A 23,179-nucleotide genomic window follows, 5' to 3' on the forward strand; every position below is an offset into this window, starting at 1 on the left:
GCAAGACATCCAATGTCTTGCTTTTTTACGGCTTAAAGATAGACAATTAAAGTAATAAAGCTATCGATAAATCAAAATAAGCGCTTGTAAATTGTGTCTTACAAGCGCTTATAATTTCTAATTAAGGGCTTCTATATTCTGAACATTGCGCCATTCGGTGTCAGTCCGACATAGACCATACCTGCTTGATTCATCCAGTGAGGTTGAATGATGCCATGCTGCAAAATCGCATGAATATCTCTATGTGCTCGTTCTATCTTGTGCTTTTTATATAGGGAGGCTGTGCCTGCGACTGCGTAAATTTCAGATACCATGTCACGAGCTTCTCTTGCGGCCTCACAAGACGCTGCCCATACATCTGCAAGCTGTATATAAGTAAAGGTGTTCTTCTGTTGAGATTCTTCCCATAATATATCTACACTGTGATGCAGTTGGGCGCGTTTCGATGCCAGTATTGTTTTGCTCTTAGCAATGGTAGCCTGTACCGTTGCACGGTCGCGTAGATCTGGACTCTTACCAGGTGTTACTCTTTCAAGGCACATATCAACCAAGTCATCCATAGCGGCTTTTAATACGCCTAGCGCCATCGCCGCACAGCCAGCAGCATTGATACAACCGATAGGCAGACGACTGTAGGCAGTGTCGATAGCCACAGGACTATCAAAGTCAACTGCATAAGCCTCTTTGACAAAAGCGTCTTTGACGACTATATCGTGGCTACCTGTGCCATTTAAACCGCCCACATCCCAGGTATCAATGATTTTTACATCTTTCTTGGGAATAAAAAACAGCTTTAACTTTGCACCTGGGCCAAGGGTCGTAGGAGAGCCTTCGGAGATAACGAGGCAACGGAGCACAAACCAGTCAGCCAATTGGCATCCAGAGACGAGTGTCCATTGTCCTGATACCATATAGCCATTATCTACTGTTTGGGCCACGCCTTCAGGACGTGCGGAATTGGCATAAATATGAGAGGGGTCGCTATATACTTCTTTCATGCTGGACTCGTCCAAAAATCGACCGAATGTACAGGCCAAATGATTGTTCCAAACGATCCAAGCAACGGAGGCCTCAGCACTGGCCAACGTCTCATAAGTTTTTAGCGTTTCTACTGGGTTGCCTGCCCATCCTCCTAATGATTTAGGCAGCCCCATTCTAAATAATGCAAATTCTGAAAGTTTATTGACTACCACGGGTGCAATTTTTCTAGCGCTTTCTGTTTCATCTCTGAACATGATTGCTGATGCATAAATCTTGTTTGCTGCATCCGATGGTAGAGTGGTTATCTCTGCTGAGGATATATCATTCATATTGTTCAACCTTATTGTGATGAATAAGACAGTACTTTTTTCTACAGCTGATAAAGTACAAATTTGAGCGATGACAAATGCTTATATAAAGAATAACCAACAGCTGCCCACCATACAACCGTTAATATGAATATATTAAAAATTATATTGTAAAAACTGAATAAATAATAATCAATGAGGCTAAATTCAGCAATTAAGCTGTAAAAATAGGTAGGGGTAAAGAATAGCGAAGAATAAAGCTCGACCAAATATTAAGTGTTAATTCTAAGCCACTTAATATTTGGCCGAGAAGATAAATATTCTATAAAGATAGGTATCCTATAAAAACTGTCTTAAATTAGGCATCACGTTTCGGCGCATCAGGTTGCATCATAGGATCCGCATCTGCAAATGCCTTTAGTGTACGGCAATGAGTATCAATGGCTACGATACTGGGATAAGCGCTTAAATCTACTTTGAAGCGGCGAGCAGAAGAGACTTGCGGAATTAAATAACAATCTGCGAGAGTGGGACTGTCCCCATAGCAGAACTGTCCGCGATTGTTATCCGCCGTCAAGCGTGTTTCTAAAGCGGCAAAACCTTCACTGATCCAGCGATTGCACCATGCAACCACATCTTTCTCGTCTACTGACAGCTCATTGCGTAGGTACTGTAGGATGCGGCGATTATTAATTGGGTGAATGTCGCAACCAATTATAGCGCTCAGCGCGCGTACCTGCATACGCCCAGCAGCATCGTTAGGTAATAATGGATGCTCAGGGTAGACATCTTCTAACCACTCCAAGATAGCTGGACTTTGATATAATAATAAATCGTCAGTCTGTAGGACAGGTACTAATCCTTGCGGGTTAATGGCTTTAAAGGCAGATTCTAACTGTTCATCCTGTGCTAGATTGATCGTGATATCATCGTAATCTAAGCCTTTTAGGTTCATAGCGATACGAGTACGGTAAGACGTGCTACTACGAAAGTAGCCATAAAGTGTCATCATGATTCATGTCCTTATATTGATGTGTTTTTATAAAGATAAATACTATGAAGTAAGATCTGTATCTCAGTGATATTTGATCGGGCAAACCCTTATTGAACAAACCACTAACAAGCAAAATTAAAAAATAACCAAGCACACCAGAATCGAGCAAATCATGCCAGCAGACAAAACCCTTGTAGACAGTTCTATCAGCAATAAAAACCAAAGTGGGGTTCAGTCGCTTGAGATTGGGCTGTCGTTACTCGATGTGCTGATCGACCGTAATGAGCCTATGATGCTAAAGGATATCGCTGAAGCCATGCAAATGCATCCAGCAAAATCCCATCGTTACTTAGTCAGCCTTATCCGCAAAAACTACGCGCGTAAGCTTGATGATGGTCGCTATGGGCTTGGCGATAGAGTCAATGCATTGGCATCACTAGGACATACGGAACTCAACCAAAACAATCTTTTGGCACGTCTCACGCAAGTGGCTAATGAAATCAAAGACACCTTAAATTGCGGTGTGCAAGTCGCCAAATGGTTTAGCGAAGGTCCTATTATTATTCAGTCCGTTGAGCCAGACAGTCCGATTAGTATCATTACTCGCATTGGCTCACGTATGCCTCTGACGACATCGGCCACAGGGCAGTTATTTGCCAGTTATCAACCTGATGCCGTCATTCAACCATTGGTCACAGCTGAGTGGCATACGAGTAATACCGTCGCAGATATGGCTGATAAGTGGCAGCACTTTACCCAGCTACAGGCCAAAATTCGTACTCAAGGCTATGCGACAGTGACGGGCGATATGCTTATGGGGATTAACGCCATTACGATTCCTGTTATATTGCCACAGCTTGCCAATAGTGCTACTAAACCATCCACGAGTAGTGACAAAACTGATAGTGAAGATTTACCGCTAGAATATGCCATCACTATCATTGGAACGACAGAGCAGTTACCGATGAGCGAGCAACATAACGTGGTTAAGCAAATACTGGCGATAGCACAGCGTTATCAAATTGCCTAGCCAGTATATGATGCTATAAGCTAGGACGTGTCTTCAATTCATCCTCTAAACCATACAGCCGCTACTGGCCGCTTTTGCTTTTTCGTATACGTTGTCAGCGTCTAGGCCAGTTGCATTTACTTCATCTAGGTAATGCTGAGAGCCTTCCATCAATGGGCCTCTCCAATCTGGGTCGTTGAGTGGATCAGGGATATCAATCATAATATCGCCTTTTTCTTTGGCAGCGGCCATTGCTTTGGCATTACTGACGTCAAATACTTTAGAGATATGCGCTGCTAGCTCTGCGCCAGAATTATCATCGATTACTTTTTTGAGGTCATCAGGCAAACGGTTGTATTTCTCTTTGTTCATGCTAATCACAAAGGTAGAGTTATAAAAAGGAATATTGGTGTGCGTATTGATCAGCTCATCAAGGCGAAACGCTTGAATGGGTTGCCAAGTAAAGCTGAGCCCGTCAATGACACCGCGCTGCAGAGAGGTATAGGTATCACTGGCAGGCATGCCGACAGGTGCAGCACCAGTGGCTTCGATAATATGGCTCGCAACCGCAGAAGGTTGGCGAATACGCAGACCTTTCATATCAGCTGGCGTGCGAATCGGTTTATCAACCGTATGAAGCGCGCCTTGTCCAGTCCCTATCAACGCGAGCAAGTGAGTGTCTTCATACTCATCTTTAATGATACCGTCATCATATAGCTTATGAAGTATACAGCTCTGCTGCTGTGCGGTATTTGTGATACCTGGCAACTCTACAATTTGAGTCAAAGGAAAACGTCCTGCTGTATATCCTTGCGCTTGCATACCAATATCTACACTACCTTTCGCCGTAGCGTCATAGGTAGCACCTGGTTTGCTGAGCGTTGCAGAAGGGTAGATCTCAATCTTTAAGCGACCTTTTGAATCTGCTTCAATTTTCTTTGCCCATGGCTCTAACGCTTCGGTATTTATATTGTCAGTGGCAGTCATGAAATGCGAGAACCGCAACGTTGTCACTTTACCTGCATCTGTAGACGCGCCTGCTGCTTGGTCGTTATTGGAGCAGCCAGTTATCGAAATTGAGGCGGCTAAGAGTATTCCTAGAGGGGTTCTTATTTTCATCATAGAATCCTTTCATGATGGTTAGATAGGGTTCGCTATTTATTGATACCTAGGGTATGTCGTCAATTAGCACTTCTATGATTAAAGTGATGATTAACTGATCATGTAAAAAGGTAGTAAACAGAATGACAGGAGAGTTACTCACCGACAGGAGCAACTTCGCGTGCTTCAGCCAACTCATCACTATGCAAAAATTGTGTATGTGCGGGAGCACGCTTGGTACGAGACCACTCATCTAGCATGTCTTGCTTGATGGCATCTGTAATCATCGATACTTTGTCTTCTGAGGTTGGATCATCATAGGTCAGCTCGAGACGATGACCGTTGGGATCAAAGAAGTAAATCGAGTGAAAGATGCCGTGATTGGTCACGCCAATGACATCGATGCCGGCATTTTCTAAATGCTCTTTGGCAACAATTAGCGCCTCACGGTCCTTAACTTTTAGCGCTAAGTGCTGCACCCAGCTTGGGGTATTCGGGTCAAAGCCCATCTCAGGTTGGTTGGGTACTTCGAAAAATGCTAAGACATTGCCATTACCAGCGTCCAAAAAGACGTGCATATAGGGGTCAAAGGCTTTGGTCGAAGGCACATGGTCTTCTGCGAATGCTAAAATAAAATCCATGTTTAGATTTTTTTTATACCATTCGACGGTTTCTTTGGCATCTTTGCAGCGGTAAGCCACATGATGAATTTTCTCAATTTGAAAGCTCATATCAAACTCCTTTTGATAAGGCGTGTCACTCATTTGGCTTTATTCACATAACGATGAGTAGGTGAATGCGTTTGTCTTCCTATCTGCCTGCATGAGAATTTTCACGCCTATTTTGCTATTTCTCTATTTATGTTATTTTTAAATACTATTTATTAGTCACTATTTTCCAAATGCTACTTGTCAAAATCAAAGCTCAGCGCTGGTAGTACTTTGCCGCGTACTTCACCAAAGCCAACACGTATACCATCTTTCTCGCTATAGCCTTTCATGATGACCGTGTCACCATCTTCGATGAAGCTACGCGTCTCGCCACCTTTTAGTGTGACTGGTTTGGTAGCGTTCCAAGCAATCTCTAGCATTGAACCATAAGAGTCAGGCGTGGGCCCTGAGATTGTACCTGAACCTATCATGTCACCAACTTCTACTTTGCAGCCAGTAATTGTGTGGTGGGTGAGCTGCTGTGCCATTGACCAGTACATGTATTTGAAGTTGGTCTCACAAATGACGGTCGCTGTTTCCGCATTTTCAGGCAGTAACTCAACCGACAGATTGATGTCAAAGCTGTTATCGCTAGCTTTTTCGTTTAGATATGCAAGCGGCTTGGGTTCTTGTGTTGGACAAGCTGTTTTGAACGGAGCCAACGCATCCATGGTGACAATCCAAGGAGACACCTCAGAGGCAAAGGTCTTAGCATTAAATGGACCTAAAGGCACGTATTCCCATTTTTGGATATCTCGTGCTGACCAGTCATTAAGCAACACCATGCCAAAAATATGATCAGCGGCCTCATCTACGGCGATTGGCTGACCGATATGATTGCCTTTGCCAACGACAAATGCAGTTTCTAGCTCAAAATCCAAGCGCTTACAGGCAGAAAAAATAGGACGCTCATCAGGGCTAGGCTTTAGCTGACCTGATGGACGTACGATATCAGTTCCACTGATGATAACGGTGCTGGCGCGTCCGTTATAGCCAACTGGCATTTCGGTCCAGTTAGGCAGTAGGGCGTTGTTTGGATCGCGGAACATGGTGCCGACGTTGGTCGCGTGCTCTTTCGATGAATAAAAATCGGTAAAGCCCGGTACTTGTACTGGCAAATGCATGGTGACGTCTGCTTGCTTAAATAGCGCCTTTTTTTGCAAGTCGGCATTGTCACGTAAGGTGTCATTGTCATTAGACAGCAGTGTCTGAATGATTGTGCGTGCCTGTGTCCAATTGTCTCGACCAGAATCAATAAAAGCATTTAGCGTGGATTGGTCAAAATACGGACCACCGTCTAAACTTAATAATCCTTCGGCTTCGAGTACAGATAGATCCAGTACATGCTCACCAATGGCAACGCCTGCACGGCGCTTGTTATCACTAGCAGCGTCTTTGGTTTCGCTAAAGATGCCATAAGGGAGATTGTGAATAGAAAAGTCAGAGTCAGTAGCGATATCGATAAAAGAGGTGAGGGTGCTGTCAGTCGTTGACATGATTTGCTCCTTGCTAATATAAATTATGAATTACGTTATAATTAATCACTTACGTATAATGTAATTTACTGATATATGGATTGCAAGTTTTTTATGAAACGTCCAACGTCTTTTGTGAAAAGCTACTTTGAAAAGTGGTTGTCGTTGTTTTGACTAAACGGTTCTGACTAGATGATTTTAATAAAATAATTGTGACGAAATAATTTTGATTAAATGCTAGGCATAAAAAAAGGCCGAGCAATCGCTCAGCCTTTCTTATCTATGTTTATTTTTTATAAAGTTACATACTGTGTAATATGTTAAGTAACTTGGACTAATTAATCTTTTAAGACGTCTGCCATGGCATTGGCCACATAGTCGATGTTGCTGGTGTTTAGGCCAGCCACACACATACGTGAGTTAGAGACCATATAGATACCGAACTCGGTCTGTAGGCGTTCGACTTGCTCAGGCGTGAGACCAGTAAAGCTAAACATACCGTTTTGACGGGTGATGTAATCAAAGTTACGGTTAGGGATTTTGGCTTCTAACACTGATTTTAGCTTTAGGCGCATGGCTTTGATACGGTCGCGCATGGCATAAACTTCGCCAACCCACTGCTCATGTAGGGCTTCATCGTTCATGACGATATCGACCACGCGTCCACCATGTGATGGCGGGCTTGAGTAGATACGGCGTACGGTTGCGTTTAGCTGACCGAATACGCGTTCGGTTTCGTCTACGGTTGGGCAGACGACTGATAGGCCGCCGACGCGCTCGCCATATAGCGATAAGTTTTTAGAGAATGAGTTGCTAACAAACAATGGCAAGCCCATCTCAACCGCTTTACGGATAGCGTAAGCGTCGCTGTCCATGTCTTCGCCAAACCCTTGATAAGCGATGTCCATGAATGGAATTAGCTCACGCGCCTTCACGACATTGAGTACAGTATCCCATTGCGCTTGGGTCAAATCCATACCGGTTGGGTTATGACAGCATGGGTGTAGTAAGATGACGTCGTTTTTGTTTAATGTTTCAAAAAACGCAATCATTTCATCAAATTTGATGCTGCTGTTAGCTTTGTCGTAGTACGGGTATTTACCGACTTCTACATCAGAGCCTTCAAAGATAGCGATATGGTTGCCCCATGTTGGATCGCTCACATAGCACTTAGCTTGTGGGAACCAGTCATGAATAAATTCAGCACCAACTTTCAACGCGCCAGAACCACCGATTGTAGCGATAGTAGCGACCAAGCCGTCTTTTAAAATTTGGGCGTCTTTACCAAACAGTAATTCCTGACAGCCTTTACGGTGGCCTGGCAGGCCTGCCATTGGTAGGTATGGACGCGGTGCGATAGGATCAGCAATACGCTCTTCGGCTGTTTTTACACAGTCGAGTACAGGCAATACGCCATTCTCATCATAATAAATACCAATACCTAAATTGACCTTGTTAGGATTGCTATCTGCTGAGTATTTTTCCATAAGACCTAAGATTGGATCACCAGCGTAATAATCGATACGTTCAAACATGCCATTTCCTTATAAAAATATAAATCGAGCAGCCGAAAATCATAGAGCAAATCGCGGCTGAACTCAACACGAGAGTGGGTTATATGAGGCAATTAATAAAATAAATAGCTAAATAGATTGTTTCTCTGCTTATCAAGCGCATTTGACATGCTATACGTCATTCGCTAGACGATGAGTCAGAGTGATGTAGGTCGTTATAATGGGTCGCAAAATACGTTTGCAAAAACTGCTTAAAAGCAATGGTCGCCGGAGAGAGCGCCCGTGAGGCACGCTGATAGATAAAAAATTGCCGCATTTTGACTGGTTGAGTGAGTGGTCGCATCAGCAGACCATTGGCGCTGACCCAATCAATAACTTCAGGCATGTAGGGTAGGCATAAGGTAATGCCGAAACCTTGCCGAGTCATCTCAAGCGCGGTAGACATAAAATTCACCTTGTAGCGGGCTTGTTGAACATGAGCGGAGATAGAGTCGTCGAGTTCTGCGGTTACTTGATCGAGGAACGGACCTTGTAAGGTAATTAGTGGCGTTTCTAATAAATCTTGCCAAGTAATTTCATCTCTTTTTGCCAGTGTATGGCTGTCTGGCATAACCACGCAAAATGGTAGCTGATACAACAGATCAGCCCCGATATCATCTTCAGTTTCTATAAAACCAAGTTCGGTGCCAACGCCTAAATCGACTTCAATATCTTGGATATGCTTAAGCAAATTCTCGGCTGAGCAGTCCAATAGTGAGACGCTGATATTTGGATATTCTTTGGCAAATTGAGCGATGACGGCAGGTAGGGAAGACGCCGCGAACTGTGATACAGCCAAGCGCACCTGACCTTGGGCTAAGCTGGTCAAGCTACTCGCTTCATTTTCAAACAGCTGCATCTCATTCAAGATACGCCGCGCTTGTGGTAATAGATGCCGCCCTACTGCGGACAGAGACAACTGGCGAGTGGTGCGATCAAACAACACGATACCGAGGCCAGTCTCTAATTCCTTAATCAATCCACTGACGGCAGATTGGGTCAAATACATCTGTTCGCTGGCACGAGTAAAGCTGCCGTTGTCAGCGACTTTGATAAATGCGGTCAATTGGCGAATGCTGATATTCATAAGTAAACCTGATAAATAAATCATAAAAAACAATTAGTCTTATAAATAAAGCTAATCTAATATAAATACAACGTCAACAATAAAGATTGATTATTAATCGTTTTATAGACTTTTACTATTGATCGACTTTTACCACCAATTGAAATTAAGGATAATTACAATGGCAGATTTATTTGACAACCCAATGGGACTAAATGGATTTGATTTTGTCGAGTTTGCCTCTCCGCAGCCTGATGCGGTCGACGCATTGTTTAAGCAGCTTGGTTTTGCCCATGTCGCCAATCACCGTTCAAAAGACGTTGCGCTATATCGCCAAGGTGATATCAACCTCATCCTAAACCGCGAACCAAAAAGCCAAGCCAGTTACTTCGTTGAAGAGCATGGCGCTGGTGCTTGTAGCATGGGCTTTCGCGTAAAAGATGCCAAAAAAGCGTATGAGCGTGCGGTTGAAATGGGTGCGCAGCCAGTAGATGTGCCAACTGGGGTGATGGAGCTTAGGTTGCCTGCTATCAAAGGCATTGGTGGCTCATTAATCTATTTGATTGACCGTTATAAAGATGGCGAATCTATCTATGATGTCGACTTTGAATTCTTTGCAGATATAGACAGAAACCCTGTCGGCTATGGCTTCAAAGTTATCGACCATCTAACGCACAACGTCTATCGCGGACGCATGGCGTACTGGGCAAAATTTTATGAGCGTATCTTTAATTTCCGCGAGATTCGCTACTTTGATATCAAAGGTGAGTACACGGGACTAACCAGTAAAGCCATGACCGCGCCTGATGGCAAAATCCGTATTCCATTGAATGAAGAAGCCAAGCAGGGCGGTGGCCAAATCGAAGAGTACCTAATGCATTTCAATGGCGAAGGTATTCAGCATATTGCGCTAGCCAGTGATGATTTGTTTGCCAGTATCGATAAGCTAAAAGCGGCTGGTATTCCGCTTATGACTGCACCAAATGCAGCCTACTATGAAATGCTGAGCGAGCGCTTACCGAACCATGGTGAAAATGTTGCTGACTTGCAAACGCGGGGTATCTTGTTGGACGGCACCACAGAAGGCGGTGCACCGCGTCTGCTACTACAGATTTTCTCTGAAACTATTTTGGGTAGCCCAGTTTTCTTTGAGTTCATTCAGCGTAAAGGCGATTATGCAGATGGCTTTGGTGAAGGTAACTTTAAAGCGTTGTTTGAATCGATAGAGCGCGACCAAGTACGTCGCGGCACAGTCGGTCAGCCAGAGACTGAAACCCTATAATATTATCTAACGCTTAGACCACATTTAATCAACGGACAAGACAAAAGGAGTTTGTGTTGTCCTTAATAGGAGTATTACCTACAAGCACGACTGCAAAGGTAATGCTCTCATTGCGATAAAAGGAATACAGGCATGGAACGCCTATCACAGATAGATTCTCTTAATACTGCCATCGGTATCAATAGCGTTGCTACTAGTAAGCAAAGCAACGATGCGTCCAGTCATTCTAACGCGACAAATAAAAAACAGCCGTATATCTCGCATCAGCCAGATAGTAATGGTCATATTCACTATAGTGATGATGAACATACGATGTGGCAAGCGCTGCTGGCACGTCAAGCGGAACAAACGCCCAATCGTGCGTGTACTGCATATCTAGAGGGTTTGACTAAGTTAAATTTACCGACGACGCATATCCCGCAGTTACATGATATCGATGAGGTATTGCAAGCGACCACAGGTTGGCAGACCGCCGCTGTGCCTGCATTAATCAGCTTTGGTAAATTTTTTAAACTGCTCGCCAATAAGTCCTTTCCTGTGGCGACTTTTATTCGTCGATTTGATGACATGGACTATATCGAAGAACCTGATATTTTTCACGAAATCGTTGGGCATTGCCCGCTGTTGACCCATCCTGCGTTTGCGACGTTTAATGAGACGTATGGCAAGCTTGGTCTTAGCGCAACGAAAGAAGAGCGCTGGTTTTTAGCACGACTGTATTGGTTTACCATTGAGTTTGGATTGGTCGGCAGTCGCGTAGAAAATCGTAGAATCTATGGCGGCGGTATATTAAGCTCACCTTCTGAAACGATCTACGCACTTGATCGGACGCCGCAAGAGCTTTCAATCGCTCAAAATAAGCCGCAATCTCAACCAGAGCACCGAGCATTTGATTTGCTTGATGTACTGCGTACGCCTTATCGTATCGATCAGATACAGCCAATCTACTATGTCATCGATGAATTAGATACCTTATTTGATATCGTCAATAGTGACATTATGGGTGCGGTCAAAAAAGCTATGTCGCTTGGACTATTTGAGCCGACCTATCCAGAAAAAGCTCGTTAAAGATATCAATTCAAAATTAAACGTGAAAACCATCACTTCAGTACGGAATATTGAGATAGCAATACAGCTATATCAGCATGGATGTATGAACATTAAAAAATAGCTATCAAAACAGACATCGAAAACAGCCACTATAAAAGGATTTTATTATGACAGCACTATCACAAAACAGCTGCGAAGCTTGCCGCATTGGCGCACCGAAAGTTGATGAAGCCGAAGCAAAAGAATTATTACCGCAAATTCCTAACTGGTCACTAATCGAGGTGGATGGTATTCAGCAATTGCAGCGTCAGTATAAATTTAAAAACTTTGTCTCAGCAATGGCATTTGCCAATCAACTGGCAGAAATCGCCGAAGCAGAAGGTCATCATCCGGGTATATTGGTAGAGTGGGGTAAGGCTACGGTCACTTGGTGGTCACATAGTATCAAGGGTTTGCATCGCAATGATTTCGTCATGGCAGCTAAGACCGATGACTTACTGGGTAAGTAATAAGTTGCTTCACTAGCAAATCACTTCAATCATACTTCTACCATTAAAATTAAAATCAAACCCAATTTAGTGCCAGTATTTACTGGCATTTTAAGGATGTGTCATGCCACCAAAACCGCTTACATTAATCAGTGCCAAGCTCGCCTTTATCATATCCGCCATCGTCATCGGTATCATGGGCATCACCATGATCGGCTTTGGCTGGGTGCCTCATCTGTCTCTTATCCTCGCTATCTGTGTGCTACTGGCTATTGGTATGTATAAAGGACTCAGCTTTGATGACATGCAAGCGCAAATGGCCTCAGGGGTCATGCGCGGTATTGGAGCTATCTATTTGTTCTTCTTTATTGGACTGATGGTTGCGGCTTTGATGATGTCAGGAGCGATTCCAACGCTCATGTATGTAGGCTTTCAGCTGATCTCACCTGAGTATTACTATATCTCTGCCTTTATCTTAACCTCTATTATCGGTATTGCTTTAGGTAGTAGTTTGACGACTGCAGCAACGCTTGGCGTAGCCTTTATCGGTATGAGTAATGCCTTTGATGCCAATGTGGCGATAGCGGCAGGGGCAGTGGTATCAGGGGCGTTCTTTGGCGATAAGATGTCACCATTATCTGATACTTGTACGATTGCGTCCTCAGTAGTGGGTATCGATCTGTTTGAGCACATTCGCAATATGATGTATACGACAGTCCCTGCGTGGATACTCACGGTGATATTGTTTTGGATGTTCTCAGGGCAGACGACCAGTGCTGATCTGAGTCAAGTGACTATATTACAAGGTCAGCTGATAGACAGTGGTTTGGTACATGGGTATTCGGTATTGCCGTTTGTCGTATTGGTTGGGTTAGCACTGTTTCGGGTTAATGCGATTTATACGATTATCTGTACTATTGCTGCGGCATTGATCATTACTTATGTGCATAGCTCACCAAGCTTTGGTCAGTTGGGTGGTTATCTGTTTGCAGGCTATGCCCCTGCTGAGTCATTGGAGCTGGGTGAGGTAGGTGGTATGCTGTCGCGTGGCGGTGTACAGAGTATGTTCTTTACGCAGGCGATTGTGATACTGGCATTAAGCTTAGGTGGTCTATTAACGGCACTAGGGATTCTGCCAGCACTGCTATCTGGTATTAAAGACACATTGACAACATCAGGACGAGCAATATTCGCTGCCGCTATGTCGGCATTGAGCATTAACGTGCTGATTGGTGAGCAGTATTTGAGTATTCTATTATCAGGTACGGCATTTCGTTCAACGTTTGAGCGCTTACACCTACATCCTAAGAATTTATCTCGGACGATTGAGGATGCAGGAACGGTGATTAATCCATTGGTGCCTTGGAGTGTGTGCGGGGTGTTTATTAGTCAGGCACTAGGGGTGCCGGTATTAGATTATCTGCCTTATGCGTTCTTCTGTTATTTGTCATTGCTGCTGACGCTGCTATTCGGGTTTACGGGGCTGACGATTAGTCGGGTTAAAGAGGGCAATATGAAGACCGCTGAATTGTGATAAACAGCAGGCTATAAAAAAGGTGGGGCTAATATTAGCCCCACCTTTTTTGTTTCGAAATACGTAACTACTGATCTTCCGTTTGCGCATCCTGACTTTTGACGATTTTATGCTGATCTTCTGTACTATCGACTTTCCAGTAGCTAGAAACATATAAATGCGTCTTTGGTATCGCGCGCTCAACTTTGAAGTACTGGCGCAGTGCACGCATACTATGGAACTCACACGCTGCCCATACAGCAGGTTGACCATCAAGCCAGTTCAATGATTTAACACAGTTCAGTAAGGGGCTATCGTCTGCATTTGGATGCGCATTAATCACCCAATGTATCTCGACGTTCTCTGGTTTTTGGAGCGTCTGACGATCTGCCTCAGTCGTCACCTCAAGTACTGCGTAACCATGAGCATCAGTAGGCAACTGGGCTAAGTTGACCGTAATTGCTGGTAGCGCAGTCATATCACCGACCAAAAAAAACCAATCTGCTTCATTGTTGATGAGCTTTTTTGGCCCTGGACCACCTATCAGAATTTGATCGCCGACTTGCGCATTTCGTGCCCATGCCGATGCAGGTCCTTCCGTCTCATGTAAAGCAAAATCAACATCTATTGCGTCATCACGTTGCACGCTCACCGTATAAGTACGCATCAGTGGCTTGTTGTCGCCACCTTGAGGAAATATCAGTTTGATATAAGCACTTTCTTGATCGATAGGAAAATCAACCATGCCAGCACCGCCAAGCGTGACACGGCACATATTTGGCGTAATGTATCTAGTGCCAATAACTTCTAGTACTCTTAGAGTAGGTTTTGCCATATTGTGCTTTCCTTCTAACAACGAGTTGGCTTACTAATAGCACCAAACCGCTGCTTGTAAATTTGATTAAAAATTAGCTTTTAGGCTGACTGACATTTGACGTTCAGGTCCCATCCAGCAGTTATTGATATCGTAACAAGCACCAACATAGGTCTTATCGAACAGATTGTTGATACTCGCACCCACAGCCAGCATAGGGTTTATCTGATAGCTGCCGCCGACATCTACCAGCGTCACACTGGGTAAGTCATCGGAGTTTTGCTTGTCAATCTGCATACCGTCTTCGTAGCGAATGCCAGCATTTAGAGTGAGTTTGTCCGTAGCATAGTAGTCTGCCCATAGCGTGGCTTTGTGTTTGGCAGTTTGAGCAGGGGTATTACCGACTACATCAGGGTTGAACTCATCTTCTGTGATCTCAGCATCGGTATAGCTGTAGCTTGCCGCGAGATCTACCCAGTCATTGAGCATGCGACTGCCTGATATCTCAAAGCCTTTTGATTCAATTTCACCGGTTTGAACTTTTTGTTGAGAATTAGCGGGGTTGGTTACTATGACATTTTTCTGTGTGATATCAAATATGGCAAGTGTTCCTTGAGTTGCACGGTCTGGAGACAGATATTTGAGGCCTGCTTCTAGCTGATCAGCAGTGCTTGGTTCAAAAGGTTCATTAGTAATAAAGTTGCTACCAACAACGGGCTGAAAAGATTCTGAGTAGCTAGCAAACGGTGATAGACCATTGTCAAAATTATAGATAGCAGCAAAACGACCACTAGTTTCCTTGGCATCGTTAATAATAGTTTTTTCGCCAGGTGTACCTAGATAGCTTGATCTTTGATCATTGGTACTTTTAAAATCGTCATGGCGTAGGCCTGCCACCACTGTCCAGTCTTGCCACCTCATTTCATCCTGAACATAAACCCCAAGTTGGCTTTGTTCAATATCATCTTTCTGATAATAGGTATCCAGTGGTAGCATGTCAGCACTAATTTGAGAAAAGCTAGGTTTAGATAGATCAATAGGTAAATCTTTGCTGTCTAGTGTATCTCGATAACTCACCGTGCTATCAGTTTCCTGGTATTCAATACCGAATAGTAAGTTATGTGAAGTATTAGCAGTATCGAACTGGTAAGCCAACTGGTTATCTGTGGTCCAGTTGTTCATACTTTCATCAGTAGTGTAGGCGCTACGCTTCAAAACCTTATCACTACCATCAATGAACCCTCTGTTATACATATTGCGTTGCTGCGCCTCGGCATCAGTATAGCGCGTGATATGTTTAAAAGTTAACTGGTCATTGATATCCCAGTTCACGGTAACGCTTGGCATAAATACTTCTTTACTAAATTTATTCCAGTCGTCGCCTGCATAGGCATCACTGTCGAGCTTGCCATAGCTTGCATTATAGACGGTGCCGACAGCAGGCAATGGGGTAGATGGTACCATCTCTGGATCATCTTGATAAAACAAATTAGCAAGTACTGAGACATCATCAGTTGCCTGCCATTCAAGCGATGGATTGATCAGCAATCGCTCTTCTTCTGTGGTTTGCATTTGTCCATCTTTTTGGCGTTTTAGCGCGACTAAGCGATAGTTCAAGGTGTCTGTGATAGGCCCCGTGCTATCGACGGCCACTTCTTTTAGGTTTTGATTGCCAAGTCGTAGCTGTACTTTGTTTTCTTGAGTGCTTTTAGGGGCTTTGGCTATTTGGTTCACCATGCCACCGGGTGCTGCATAGCCATAAAGGGAAGAGGCGGGTCCTTTCACGACTTCGACCGCTTCAGTCGCATAGACATCGACTTGTGGCATTAGGTTCCAAGCGCCATCGTAGGGCAGTCTTAGTCCGTCATAAAAGTTTGAATAGGTTTTAAATCCGCGGATATTGTACTCATCAAAGACAGATACCGTACCGCGGCTTTCAGAGCTTACGCCTGGCTCATAACGTAATGCAGCATTGACACTATCTGCCTGACGCTTTTGCAACAGGTCTTGATCGATTCTGGTATAGCTCATTGGCGCATCGTTTGGATCCAATGCAGTTTTGGTGCCAGTACTACGATAGCCATCTGAGTAGACGGTGATAGCATCTAAGGTGGCTGATGGTGTAGCAGCCTCATCGTTTTCAGTATTGTTTGTCGCCTCTACAGCGTAAGCGGCGTGACTCATACCCATGATCAAGCCAATTTGTACTGCTGTGGTGAGATATTTTTTGCGAATGACGTTAGTGGTTAGATGAGACCGCATCAGATTTCCTCTTGGACTGAAATGATTAAATATTATTTGCGACAGTTAAAGCAAATTTATGACGACGCTAATAATAACACTAATGATAATTATTATCATTAAAAAATTACAACGAGACAGTTTTGAGAAGTATTTGCAGTATTTGCACTGTTAATAAGGGGCTAAAGACAGAGTATTGCGAATAGAGTCATGCAGACTTACTGTTTTGAACGATGTATTTTAAACGATGGTTTTTGTCAGATTTTTCTCGTATTATGCAGCAGCATTCTGAATACAATTATTTACAGTAGAGTTTTTACATCGCTGTATCGGCGTTATTCTAGCTTTCTGCGAGACCTTTTAAGATTGGTCTTGCAAGCAGATATACCATTATTATCGATAGGTTTACGTTGTTTATTGAGCAACCAAAGATTGTTTAAGGTCACATTTATGGACACACCCTCCAACCAACCCACCAACAACCAACCCTATTTTACGGTGTGGCGTTGGCATTTTTATGCAGGCATTTTTGTTGCTCCCTTTCTAGTTGTTTTGGCGATAACGGCGCTCGGTATGCTGTTCATGTCTAACACAGTAGGACGTGACAACGACCGCTTCACGTTTGTCGTGCCAGAGTCTACGGTTCAAGCACCTGTCTCTACTCAAGCAAAAAACGCGCTGAGCACCTTGCCTGATAGCACACTGATTAAATATATCGCCCCTCGTGATACCGATACGGTGGCTTTATTTCAGATAAAATCAGACGACCAAAGCAATATGGTGGCAGTCAACCCTTATACGGCTGATATCGTCCAAAGTGTGCCTACCAGTAGCGGTCTTTATAGTACGTTTAACAGTATTCACAGTGATTTGCTGATTGGTAAAGTTGGTGATTATTTGTTAGAAACGGCGGCATCATTGACTATTTTGATGATTTTGTCTGGTTGGTATCTGTGGTGGCAAAAACGTAAATCAGTCAAAGCTATGTTGATACCTAACGAGAGGGTAACCAATAAGAAAAAGCGCTCTTTTATCCGTACGATCCATGCGACATTGGGTAGTTGGATATCTGTGCTGCTACTGTTTTTCTGTATATCAGGCATGGCATGGGCAGGTGTATGGGGCGAAAGAGTGGTGCAAGCATGGAGCCAGTTTCCTGCGGGTAAGTGGGGCGTTGCGCCTGTTCCGGTATCGATTGACCACAGTCAACACGCTACGATGCAAGAGTCTACACCAGCGCCGCATGTACATGGTGCGGCAGCGTCTGAAGCGCATACTGAAGCACCCACGCATGGCAGTGCTCTAAACTCAGGCGACACCAAAGAAGTTCCTTGGGTACTTGAGTTGACACCAATGCCTTTATCAGGCACGACCAAGGGCAAAGATGGTATCGCCGCCAATATACCGATTATGATTGATACAGTGGATCGCTACGCTCGTGAAATCGGTTTTGAAGGGCGTTATCAATTGAACCTACCACAAGGGAGTACAGGCGTCTGGACCATTAGTCAAGATTCAATGAGCTATGATATGAAAAGTCCGACAGCAGATCGTACGGTACATATCGACCGTTATTCGGGTAACGTTTTGGCTGATATTCATTTTGATGACTATAATGCGTTTGGTAAATTCATGGCGGCTGGTATCGCGCTGCATATGGGTACGCTCGGATGGTGGAGCGTACTGGCTAATGTACTATTTTGCCTAGCAGTAATCGCTATTTGTGTCAGTGGCTATATCATGTGGTGGCAGCGTCGCCCTCGTCATGCAAACGATAGCGTGGGATTAAACCCACCAGCTCGCGGCTTAAATGTTTCCGTCTGGTGGCCGCTTGCTATTCCTTTATTAGTGGTGGCTATCATATTCCCGACTGCTATTATCGCGATTGTGGCTATCGCGCTATTAGACTTCTTGGTGATTTCTCGAGTTGGGTTTTTGCAGAAGTTGTTAAAATAAGCGCATAGCAGAATACAGCTGTTCCTTATATAGCAAAGGAGCGCCTTATAATAAGGCGCTCCTTTTTTGCTTGAAAATTACTTATGTTAAAAGCGTACTATTTCAAAAACTGCTTAGATTAACTGCTACTTAGCTTAAAGTTTATCAAACGTTTTATGGGATTGAAATGGCTCGGTCCATGCTATTAGTTAACGCATTGCTTACTTGAGCATAGCAATGGCATCTTTACTGGCACGCCGTCGCTCTTCGGCATTTAGCTCAATGAGACGGCCTTCTTTCATTAGTAATAATCGATCAGCGTGCTCAAAATAACCGTCATCATGACTGATGATAAACAGTGTCTTACCCATGGCTTTTAGCTCAGGGATGAGCGTCTGATAAAACACGCGACGAAAAGCAGGGTCTTGGTCGGCTGCCCACTCATCGAGTAGTAATATATCCTTCTGTTCGGCGACGGCGATTAGCATTGCCAAGCGTTTTCTCTGACCTTGCGACAGCTTATCTGTAGAGAGTTTATGGTCGGACACACTTACTTTTTCTTGTAGATTGAGCTTATGCAGCCAGTCAGACACTAGGGCCGCATCAGGCTCATTGCCTTGAACTCCAATCAGTTGCTTAAATAGATGTTGGTCGCTAAAAATCGCAGAAAACAGCTGTCTAAAATCGGCATTGTTCTCTGAATTAACGCTTTGTCCATCGACTTGTACCGTTCCTGTAGTAGGAGTAAAGATACCAGTAATGATTTTGGCAAGAGTCGATTTACCGCTACCATTCGCACCGATTAAGAAAACCACGTCACCTCGTTGCAAGGTTAAATTGACGGACTTTAAGATGTTATTGGTAGGGTTCTGATTGTTATCACTGTTGTCGCTATTTTGACCATTATCATTAATCGCTGTGTCTGGTGCATGACTACTATTACTACTGCCTACATAGCGATAACTGATATTATTCAGAGTTATGGACTGCCAGTCCTGTGCAACAGTATCTGTCGCAAAGCTTGGCTGATGCTCGGCCAATTCTAAAGACTGTATCTTTTCTAGCGCAACTTGAGCGGTCTGCAATGTTGGGTAAGCACCAACCGCATGCAGGAGCGGCGACTGCATAAACAAAATCGTCAAAGAAAAGGTAGTGGCAACCCCCATCGGAATATCAAGATAATTGGCCACTGCAAACACGATACCAATCGATGCGAACATCATAATATTGGACCAGTTCACCGCTGATAAATGAAAAGTATCAGACTTGGTTACGGTCTTCTCGTACGATTTGGCATGAGCCAAGAAATCATCTGTATATAGTTTTTCTGCTCGATGTTGGTTAAGAGCTAGCTCTTTTCGACCTTCTATTATCGATTGATAATCCTGATACAACGCGTCATTAATCTCTCTCAATTCGGTCAAATGTGTGTAGACATGCTTGACCAATATGGTACTTATCCAAATCGTCATCACAATCCAAAACATGACAATGAACAATAAAGGCAACGACAACCAGCCCAGATATAGCCCGACGCCAACAGATAAAATAATGCCTTGTACCAGCTCTGGCATACGGACAAAAGCAACGGTAATTGATTGAATGTCTGAGGATAAGCTGGCAAGTAAGCGTGCACTACCCAAATGATCTACCTGAGGCACGGCGGTATCGATGATTTGTTTGACTAGTTTGGTTCTAAGCTCATAGACAAATCGATGCCCCAATCGCGTCAATGCATATTGCGACAAAAACGTCGTCACTAGCAGTAATAGTACCAGCAGGGAGAACTGCCCCAAGCTGAGCCAAGATAAAGTGTCAAATACTGGCTGACTAATAAAGGTGTGATTGATATAGGCAATTATACCCACGCTGACAGCGGCATTGACCAAATTTAGCAAAATGACTTTGAGAAAAGGCAGACGATAATTCGCCCAAATCATATGATATAAAGAAGCGGTCGTACGAGAAGACGCTGTGGTATGAGTAGACGTTGTGGTACGAGAAGACATAGTAACTCAATAATAAAATAAATTTTTGATAGCAGAAAAGGGAGTAGGTCGCGCCTAATCCCTTTTATGGAAGCTAATAAAGCATACTAGTAAATCTTAAAAATCGAACGTTGCCGATACCTTTAAGGCCGTTGGTTCACTTGCATTTAGATAGCCTGAATCTGCATAACCGCCCACTGACTGCCAATAATCTTCACCTGTGACGTTGGTCACCATACCTTTTAGAGTAACGTCTTGTCCTGCCAGCATAGTGCGATAGCGTGCACCCAAATCTAAGGTAGTATAACCATCAACTTTTAAGGTATTGGCATTATCCGAATAACGAGAGCCTGTGTGGATAATATCACCCGTTAATGTCAGTCCTTCAACGGCGGCTAAATCATACTCTAGGTTGACATTGCTCTGTAAGGTAGGCACACCAATCACTCGATTGCCATCTAATGCACTATCACCAGTGTCTTTTTGCTTAGCACTTAAATAAGTAACACCAGCATTGAGGCGCATATTTTCACTTGGGCTACCAAAGACAGTCAACTCCACACCTTGATGGCGATTTTCTCCAGCAGCAGTAAACGTATTTGAGTTGTTGATATAAGCACGCGGTTCATCAGTTCGGAAGACAGCGAGACTACTGCCAATCATACCATTGTCGTATTTCACACCCAGTTCAGTTTGCTCACTCACGTATGGATCTAGATTTTGACCACCATTAGTGACAGCGTCATTATCGTTAGTTAGAGGCGCTCTTTTTCCTGGTGCTAGACTTTCGATATAATTACCATACACAGACCAGTCCATCGTTGGCTGATAAACGATACCAACACTTGGCGTCCATGCACTTTCATCATAACTACCAGTTTCTGCTTGTGTATTAGCATCATAGCTGGTGGTTTTTAAGTTCTGATGACGCACGCCTACCGTAGTTTTTAGCTTATCGTCGAACAGTGATATCGTGTCTGCTAACGCAAAGCTTTGAAACTGCTTTTTGTTGGTTAGTTTTGGATCGTCTAAGTTACCACCGAAGATTGCTGTGCTTGTAAAAGGGACCTCAGCGTAGTCGGTAGGGTGGTACAAATTAGTCGCGGGTTGATTACCAAAGTCAAAAGCGTAAGCGCCTTTTTCCTCTTGATCATAAAGATCAGCGGCTAGTACCCAATTGTGATCAATCTTACCTGTTTGCCATTGACCACGCAGACCGAGCTCGGCGCTTTGTACTTTATCTTCTCGAGTATTGTCAAAGCGATAAACTGTACCCGCACCATCAACGTTGTTGACAGTTAAAGTGGCTAGTGAGTTTTCTTCCTCGCCATTTCGCACACCATAAGCACCATAAGCGGTAATATTGTCATTAAAGTCATATTCTCCTCGAATCGTACCAAAGACATCCTCTTCGTTTGAATAACTCCAAGGTTGCGCCCAGTTTTTTGAGCCGTCTGGAGCATTTGGTACACTAGACACCCCACCAAGATTGACACTAGGACGAGTCTCTGACAGCTTATTGTCTTGCCAGCCTAAATCTGCTGATAGGCGATACTGATCACCTCTATAGTCCAAACCAAGAGCAGCCAAACCCAAGGTCGATGATTCATCGTCGATAGCACTGTCACCATCTTGATAAGCAGCATTAAAACGAACGCCAATAGCATCATCGCTACCAAAGCGATCACTGACATCTACCGCGACCTTACCTTGGTCGCCTTGACCATAGCCAATCGTTAGCTGACGTAGTGGCTCGTTACCAGCACGTTTCGGTAATAAGTTAATCGTACCACCTGCGTTACCGCCACTGGGTGCTGCGCCATTTAACATCGCTGAGGCACCGCGCTGGACTTCCACCCGTTCAAACAATTCAGTTGCGATATATTGTCTAGGTAAGATGCCGTATAGACCATTGTACATGGTGTCATCTGATGTGGTGATAAAGCCACGCATGAAGTAGGCTTCTTGAAAGTTACCAAAACCTCTTGCCACACGAACAGTAGGATCTTTTTTGAGTAGATCGCCCACACTTTGCGCTTGCTGATTGGCGATATATTCATTGGTATATGAGGTGGTAGAGAACGGCGTGTCCATGATGTCTTGGTTGCCCAAGAGTCCAACGCGGCTGCCTGTTGCCACCTGGCCACCTTCATATGCGCTAGGTAACCCATCTGCTGACGCATCAGCACTACTGGTTACGACGATAGTATCAAGTACCACATTAGGGGTGGTTTGAGCATCTGCATCATTTACTATTGCCCATGCCGAGTGACTTGTGGTTAGTATGATGACTGAACATAGTGATTTTAGAGGTAGCGATTTCGTTGATACTAGGCGTGAAGGTATGGACGCTAATCGTAGAGAAGCGCCAAACACATTCAGAGAATTAAGACGAAACAAAGCAGCAGATAAGCGAGACAGTTGCATGAATATTTCCAGCATGTAATTTAAATGGTTATTATAATGATAATCATTTCTATTACAATGAATTACTGAATCAATTTTAAATATACTATGTTTGAGCAAGGTACGGCTATCGCTTGATAAGGTGCTAATAGCATCGTCTATAAATAGGACTATAGTCTTATATTTGGGAGAAGACTAGGCTGTATAGAGCGAGCAAAAAAGAAGTATAAAGCAGAGGATGGGTTTACCTATTATAAGTAGTCTA

The 23,179-nt window shown here is 43.9% G+C and carries 17 protein-coding genes; 6 read left to right on the plus strand and 11 right to left on the minus strand.

Features of this window, described 5'->3' with window-relative positions:
* Positions 1 to 131: 131 nt before the first annotated feature.
* Together IEE84_RS05995 and maiA are read right to left on the minus strand one after the other, a co-directional pair.
* Complete coding sequence (locus IEE84_RS05995) at positions 132 to 1,310, minus strand: acyl-CoA dehydrogenase family protein (protein WP_191115220.1); 1,179 nt, start codon at positions 1,308 to 1,310, stop codon at positions 132 to 134.
* A gap of 337 nt (positions 1,311 to 1,647) precedes the next feature.
* Positions 1,648 to 2,298, minus strand: a complete 651-nt coding sequence (gene maiA / locus IEE84_RS06000) for a maleylacetoacetate isomerase (protein ID WP_224737975.1) — start codon at positions 2,296 to 2,298, stop codon at positions 1,648 to 1,650.
* Positions 2,299 to 2,455: 157 nt separating this feature from the next.
* On the opposite strand from maiA, the gene IEE84_RS06005 reads away from it, so the two are divergent.
* A complete protein-coding gene (locus IEE84_RS06005) occupies positions 2,456 to 3,313 on the plus strand; it encodes an IclR family transcriptional regulator (RefSeq protein WP_191115222.1) in 858 nt (285 codons plus the stop codon).
* A gap of 45 nt (positions 3,314 to 3,358) precedes the next feature.
* On the opposite strand, the gene IEE84_RS06010 is transcribed toward IEE84_RS06005, so the two are convergent.
* The 5 genes from IEE84_RS06010 to IEE84_RS06030 all read right to left on the minus strand — a co-directional run bounded on the left by IEE84_RS06010 (position 3,359) and on the right by IEE84_RS06030 (position 9,218).
* Positions 3,359 to 4,411 (minus strand): TRAP transporter substrate-binding protein, encoded by a 1,053-nt coding sequence (locus IEE84_RS06010; protein WP_191115390.1) that lies wholly within the window; start codon positions 4,409 to 4,411, stop codon positions 3,359 to 3,361.
* Between the two features lie 137 nt (positions 4,412 to 4,548).
* Positions 4,549 to 5,124, minus strand: a complete 576-nt coding sequence (locus IEE84_RS06015; RefSeq protein ID WP_191115223.1) for a VOC family protein — start codon at positions 5,122 to 5,124, stop codon at positions 4,549 to 4,551.
* A gap of 173 nt (positions 5,125 to 5,297) precedes the next feature.
* Entirely contained in the window at positions 5,298 to 6,599 is a 1,302-nt protein-coding gene (gene fahA, locus IEE84_RS06020; protein ID WP_191115224.1) for a fumarylacetoacetase, read from the minus strand.
* A 317-nt stretch (positions 6,600 to 6,916) separates the two neighbouring features.
* Positions 6,917 to 8,113, minus strand: a complete 1,197-nt coding sequence (locus IEE84_RS06025; RefSeq protein WP_191115225.1) for an amino acid aminotransferase — start codon at positions 8,111 to 8,113, stop codon at positions 6,917 to 6,919.
* A 157-nt stretch (positions 8,114 to 8,270) separates the two neighbouring features.
* Positions 8,271 to 9,218: a LysR family transcriptional regulator gene (locus IEE84_RS06030; RefSeq protein ID WP_191115226.1), complete on the minus strand. Its 948-nt coding sequence runs from the start codon at positions 9,216 to 9,218 to the stop codon at positions 8,271 to 8,273.
* 160 nt (positions 9,219 to 9,378) lie between these two features.
* Between IEE84_RS06030 and hppD the strand changes: the two genes are divergently transcribed.
* From hppD to IEE84_RS06050, 4 genes are all read left to right on the plus strand, one after another.
* Positions 9,379 to 10,479, plus strand: coding sequence for a 4-hydroxyphenylpyruvate dioxygenase (gene hppD / locus IEE84_RS06035; protein ID WP_057759888.1), 1,101 nt, complete (start codon positions 9,379 to 9,381; stop codon positions 10,477 to 10,479).
* A 132-nt stretch (positions 10,480 to 10,611) separates the two neighbouring features.
* Positions 10,612 to 11,547 (plus strand): phenylalanine 4-monooxygenase, encoded by a 936-nt coding sequence (phhA, locus tag IEE84_RS06040; protein WP_191115227.1) that lies wholly within the window; start codon positions 10,612 to 10,614, stop codon positions 11,545 to 11,547.
* A gap of 149 nt (positions 11,548 to 11,696) precedes the next feature.
* Positions 11,697 to 12,038, plus strand: a complete 342-nt coding sequence (locus IEE84_RS06045) for a 4a-hydroxytetrahydrobiopterin dehydratase (RefSeq protein ID WP_191115228.1) — start codon at positions 11,697 to 11,699, stop codon at positions 12,036 to 12,038.
* A gap of 103 nt (positions 12,039 to 12,141) precedes the next feature.
* Positions 12,142 to 13,551: a Na+/H+ antiporter NhaC family protein gene (locus IEE84_RS06050; RefSeq protein WP_191115229.1), complete on the plus strand. Its 1,410-nt coding sequence runs from the start codon at positions 12,142 to 12,144 to the stop codon at positions 13,549 to 13,551.
* Positions 13,552 to 13,618: 67 nt separating this feature from the next.
* Here IEE84_RS06050 and IEE84_RS06055 read toward each other — a convergent pair whose 3' ends face one another.
* Positions 13,619 to 14,365, minus strand: a complete 747-nt coding sequence (locus IEE84_RS06055) for a siderophore-interacting protein (RefSeq protein WP_191115230.1) — start codon at positions 14,363 to 14,365, stop codon at positions 13,619 to 13,621.
* Positions 14,366 to 14,431: 66 nt separating this feature from the next.
* Positions 14,432 to 16,606 (minus strand): TonB-dependent siderophore receptor, encoded by a 2,175-nt coding sequence (locus tag IEE84_RS06060; RefSeq protein WP_191115231.1) that lies wholly within the window; start codon positions 16,604 to 16,606, stop codon positions 14,432 to 14,434.
* 429 nt (positions 16,607 to 17,035) lie between these two features.
* On the opposite strand from IEE84_RS06060, the gene IEE84_RS06065 reads away from it, so the two are divergent.
* Positions 17,036 to 18,541, plus strand: coding sequence for a PepSY-associated TM helix domain-containing protein (locus IEE84_RS06065; protein WP_191115232.1), 1,506 nt, complete (start codon positions 17,036 to 17,038; stop codon positions 18,539 to 18,541).
* A gap of 200 nt (positions 18,542 to 18,741) precedes the next feature.
* On the opposite strand, the gene IEE84_RS06070 is transcribed toward IEE84_RS06065, so the two are convergent.
* Positions 18,742 to 20,529 (minus strand): multidrug ABC transporter permease/ATP-binding protein, encoded by a 1,788-nt coding sequence (locus IEE84_RS06070; RefSeq protein ID WP_323969942.1) that lies wholly within the window; start codon positions 20,527 to 20,529, stop codon positions 18,742 to 18,744.
* A gap of 96 nt (positions 20,530 to 20,625) precedes the next feature.
* Positions 20,626 to 22,935: a TonB-dependent receptor gene (locus tag IEE84_RS06075; protein WP_191115233.1), complete on the minus strand. Its 2,310-nt coding sequence runs from the start codon at positions 22,933 to 22,935 to the stop codon at positions 20,626 to 20,628.
* Positions 22,936 to 23,179 lie beyond the last annotated feature (244 nt).

Source organism: Psychrobacter sp. 28M-43, assembly GCF_014770435.1.
Classification (GTDB): domain Bacteria; phylum Pseudomonadota; class Gammaproteobacteria; order Pseudomonadales; family Moraxellaceae; genus Psychrobacter.

Bases quoted from the DNA above. Each gene is read 5' to 3' on its own strand.
- IEE84_RS05995 (WP_191115220.1), bottom strand. From the start codon at position 1,310: ATGAATGATATATCCTCAGCAGAGATAACCACTCTACCATCGGATGCA.
- maiA (WP_224737975.1), bottom strand. From the start codon at position 2,298: ATGACACTTTATGGCTACTTTCGTAGTAGCACGTCTTACCGTACTCGT.
- IEE84_RS06005 (WP_191115222.1), top strand. From the start codon at position 2,456: ATGCCAGCAGACAAAACCCTTGTAGACAGTTCTATCAGCAATAAAAAC.
- IEE84_RS06010 (WP_191115390.1), bottom strand. From the start codon at position 4,411: ATGAAAATAAGAACCCCTCTAGGAATACTCTTAGCCGCCTCAATTTCG.
- IEE84_RS06015 (WP_191115223.1), bottom strand. From the start codon at position 5,124: ATGAGCTTTCAAATTGAGAAAATTCATCATGTGGCTTACCGCTGCAAA.
- fahA (WP_191115224.1), bottom strand. From the start codon at position 6,599: ATGTCAACGACTGACAGCACCCTCACCTCTTTTATCGATATCGCTACT.
- IEE84_RS06025 (WP_191115225.1), bottom strand. From the start codon at position 8,113: ATGTTTGAACGTATCGATTATTACGCTGGTGATCCAATCTTAGGTCTT.
- IEE84_RS06030 (WP_191115226.1), bottom strand. From the start codon at position 9,218: ATGAATATCAGCATTCGCCAATTGACCGCATTTATCAAAGTCGCTGAC.
- hppD (WP_057759888.1), top strand. From the start codon at position 9,379: ATGGCAGATTTATTTGACAACCCAATGGGACTAAATGGATTTGATTTT.
- phhA (WP_191115227.1), top strand. From the start codon at position 10,612: ATGGAACGCCTATCACAGATAGATTCTCTTAATACTGCCATCGGTATC.
- IEE84_RS06045 (WP_191115228.1), top strand. From the start codon at position 11,697: ATGACAGCACTATCACAAAACAGCTGCGAAGCTTGCCGCATTGGCGCA.
- IEE84_RS06050 (WP_191115229.1), top strand. From the start codon at position 12,142: ATGCCACCAAAACCGCTTACATTAATCAGTGCCAAGCTCGCCTTTATC.
- IEE84_RS06055 (WP_191115230.1), bottom strand. From the start codon at position 14,365: ATGGCAAAACCTACTCTAAGAGTACTAGAAGTTATTGGCACTAGATAC.
- IEE84_RS06060 (WP_191115231.1), bottom strand. From the start codon at position 16,606: ATGCGGTCTCATCTAACCACTAACGTCATTCGCAAAAAATATCTCACC.
- IEE84_RS06065 (WP_191115232.1), top strand. From the start codon at position 17,036: ATGGACACACCCTCCAACCAACCCACCAACAACCAACCCTATTTTACG.
- IEE84_RS06070 (WP_323969942.1), bottom strand. From the start codon at position 20,529: ATGTCTTCTCGTACCACAACGTCTACTCATACCACAGCGTCTTCTCGT.
- IEE84_RS06075 (WP_191115233.1), bottom strand. From the start codon at position 22,935: ATGCAACTGTCTCGCTTATCTGCTGCTTTGTTTCGTCTTAATTCTCTG.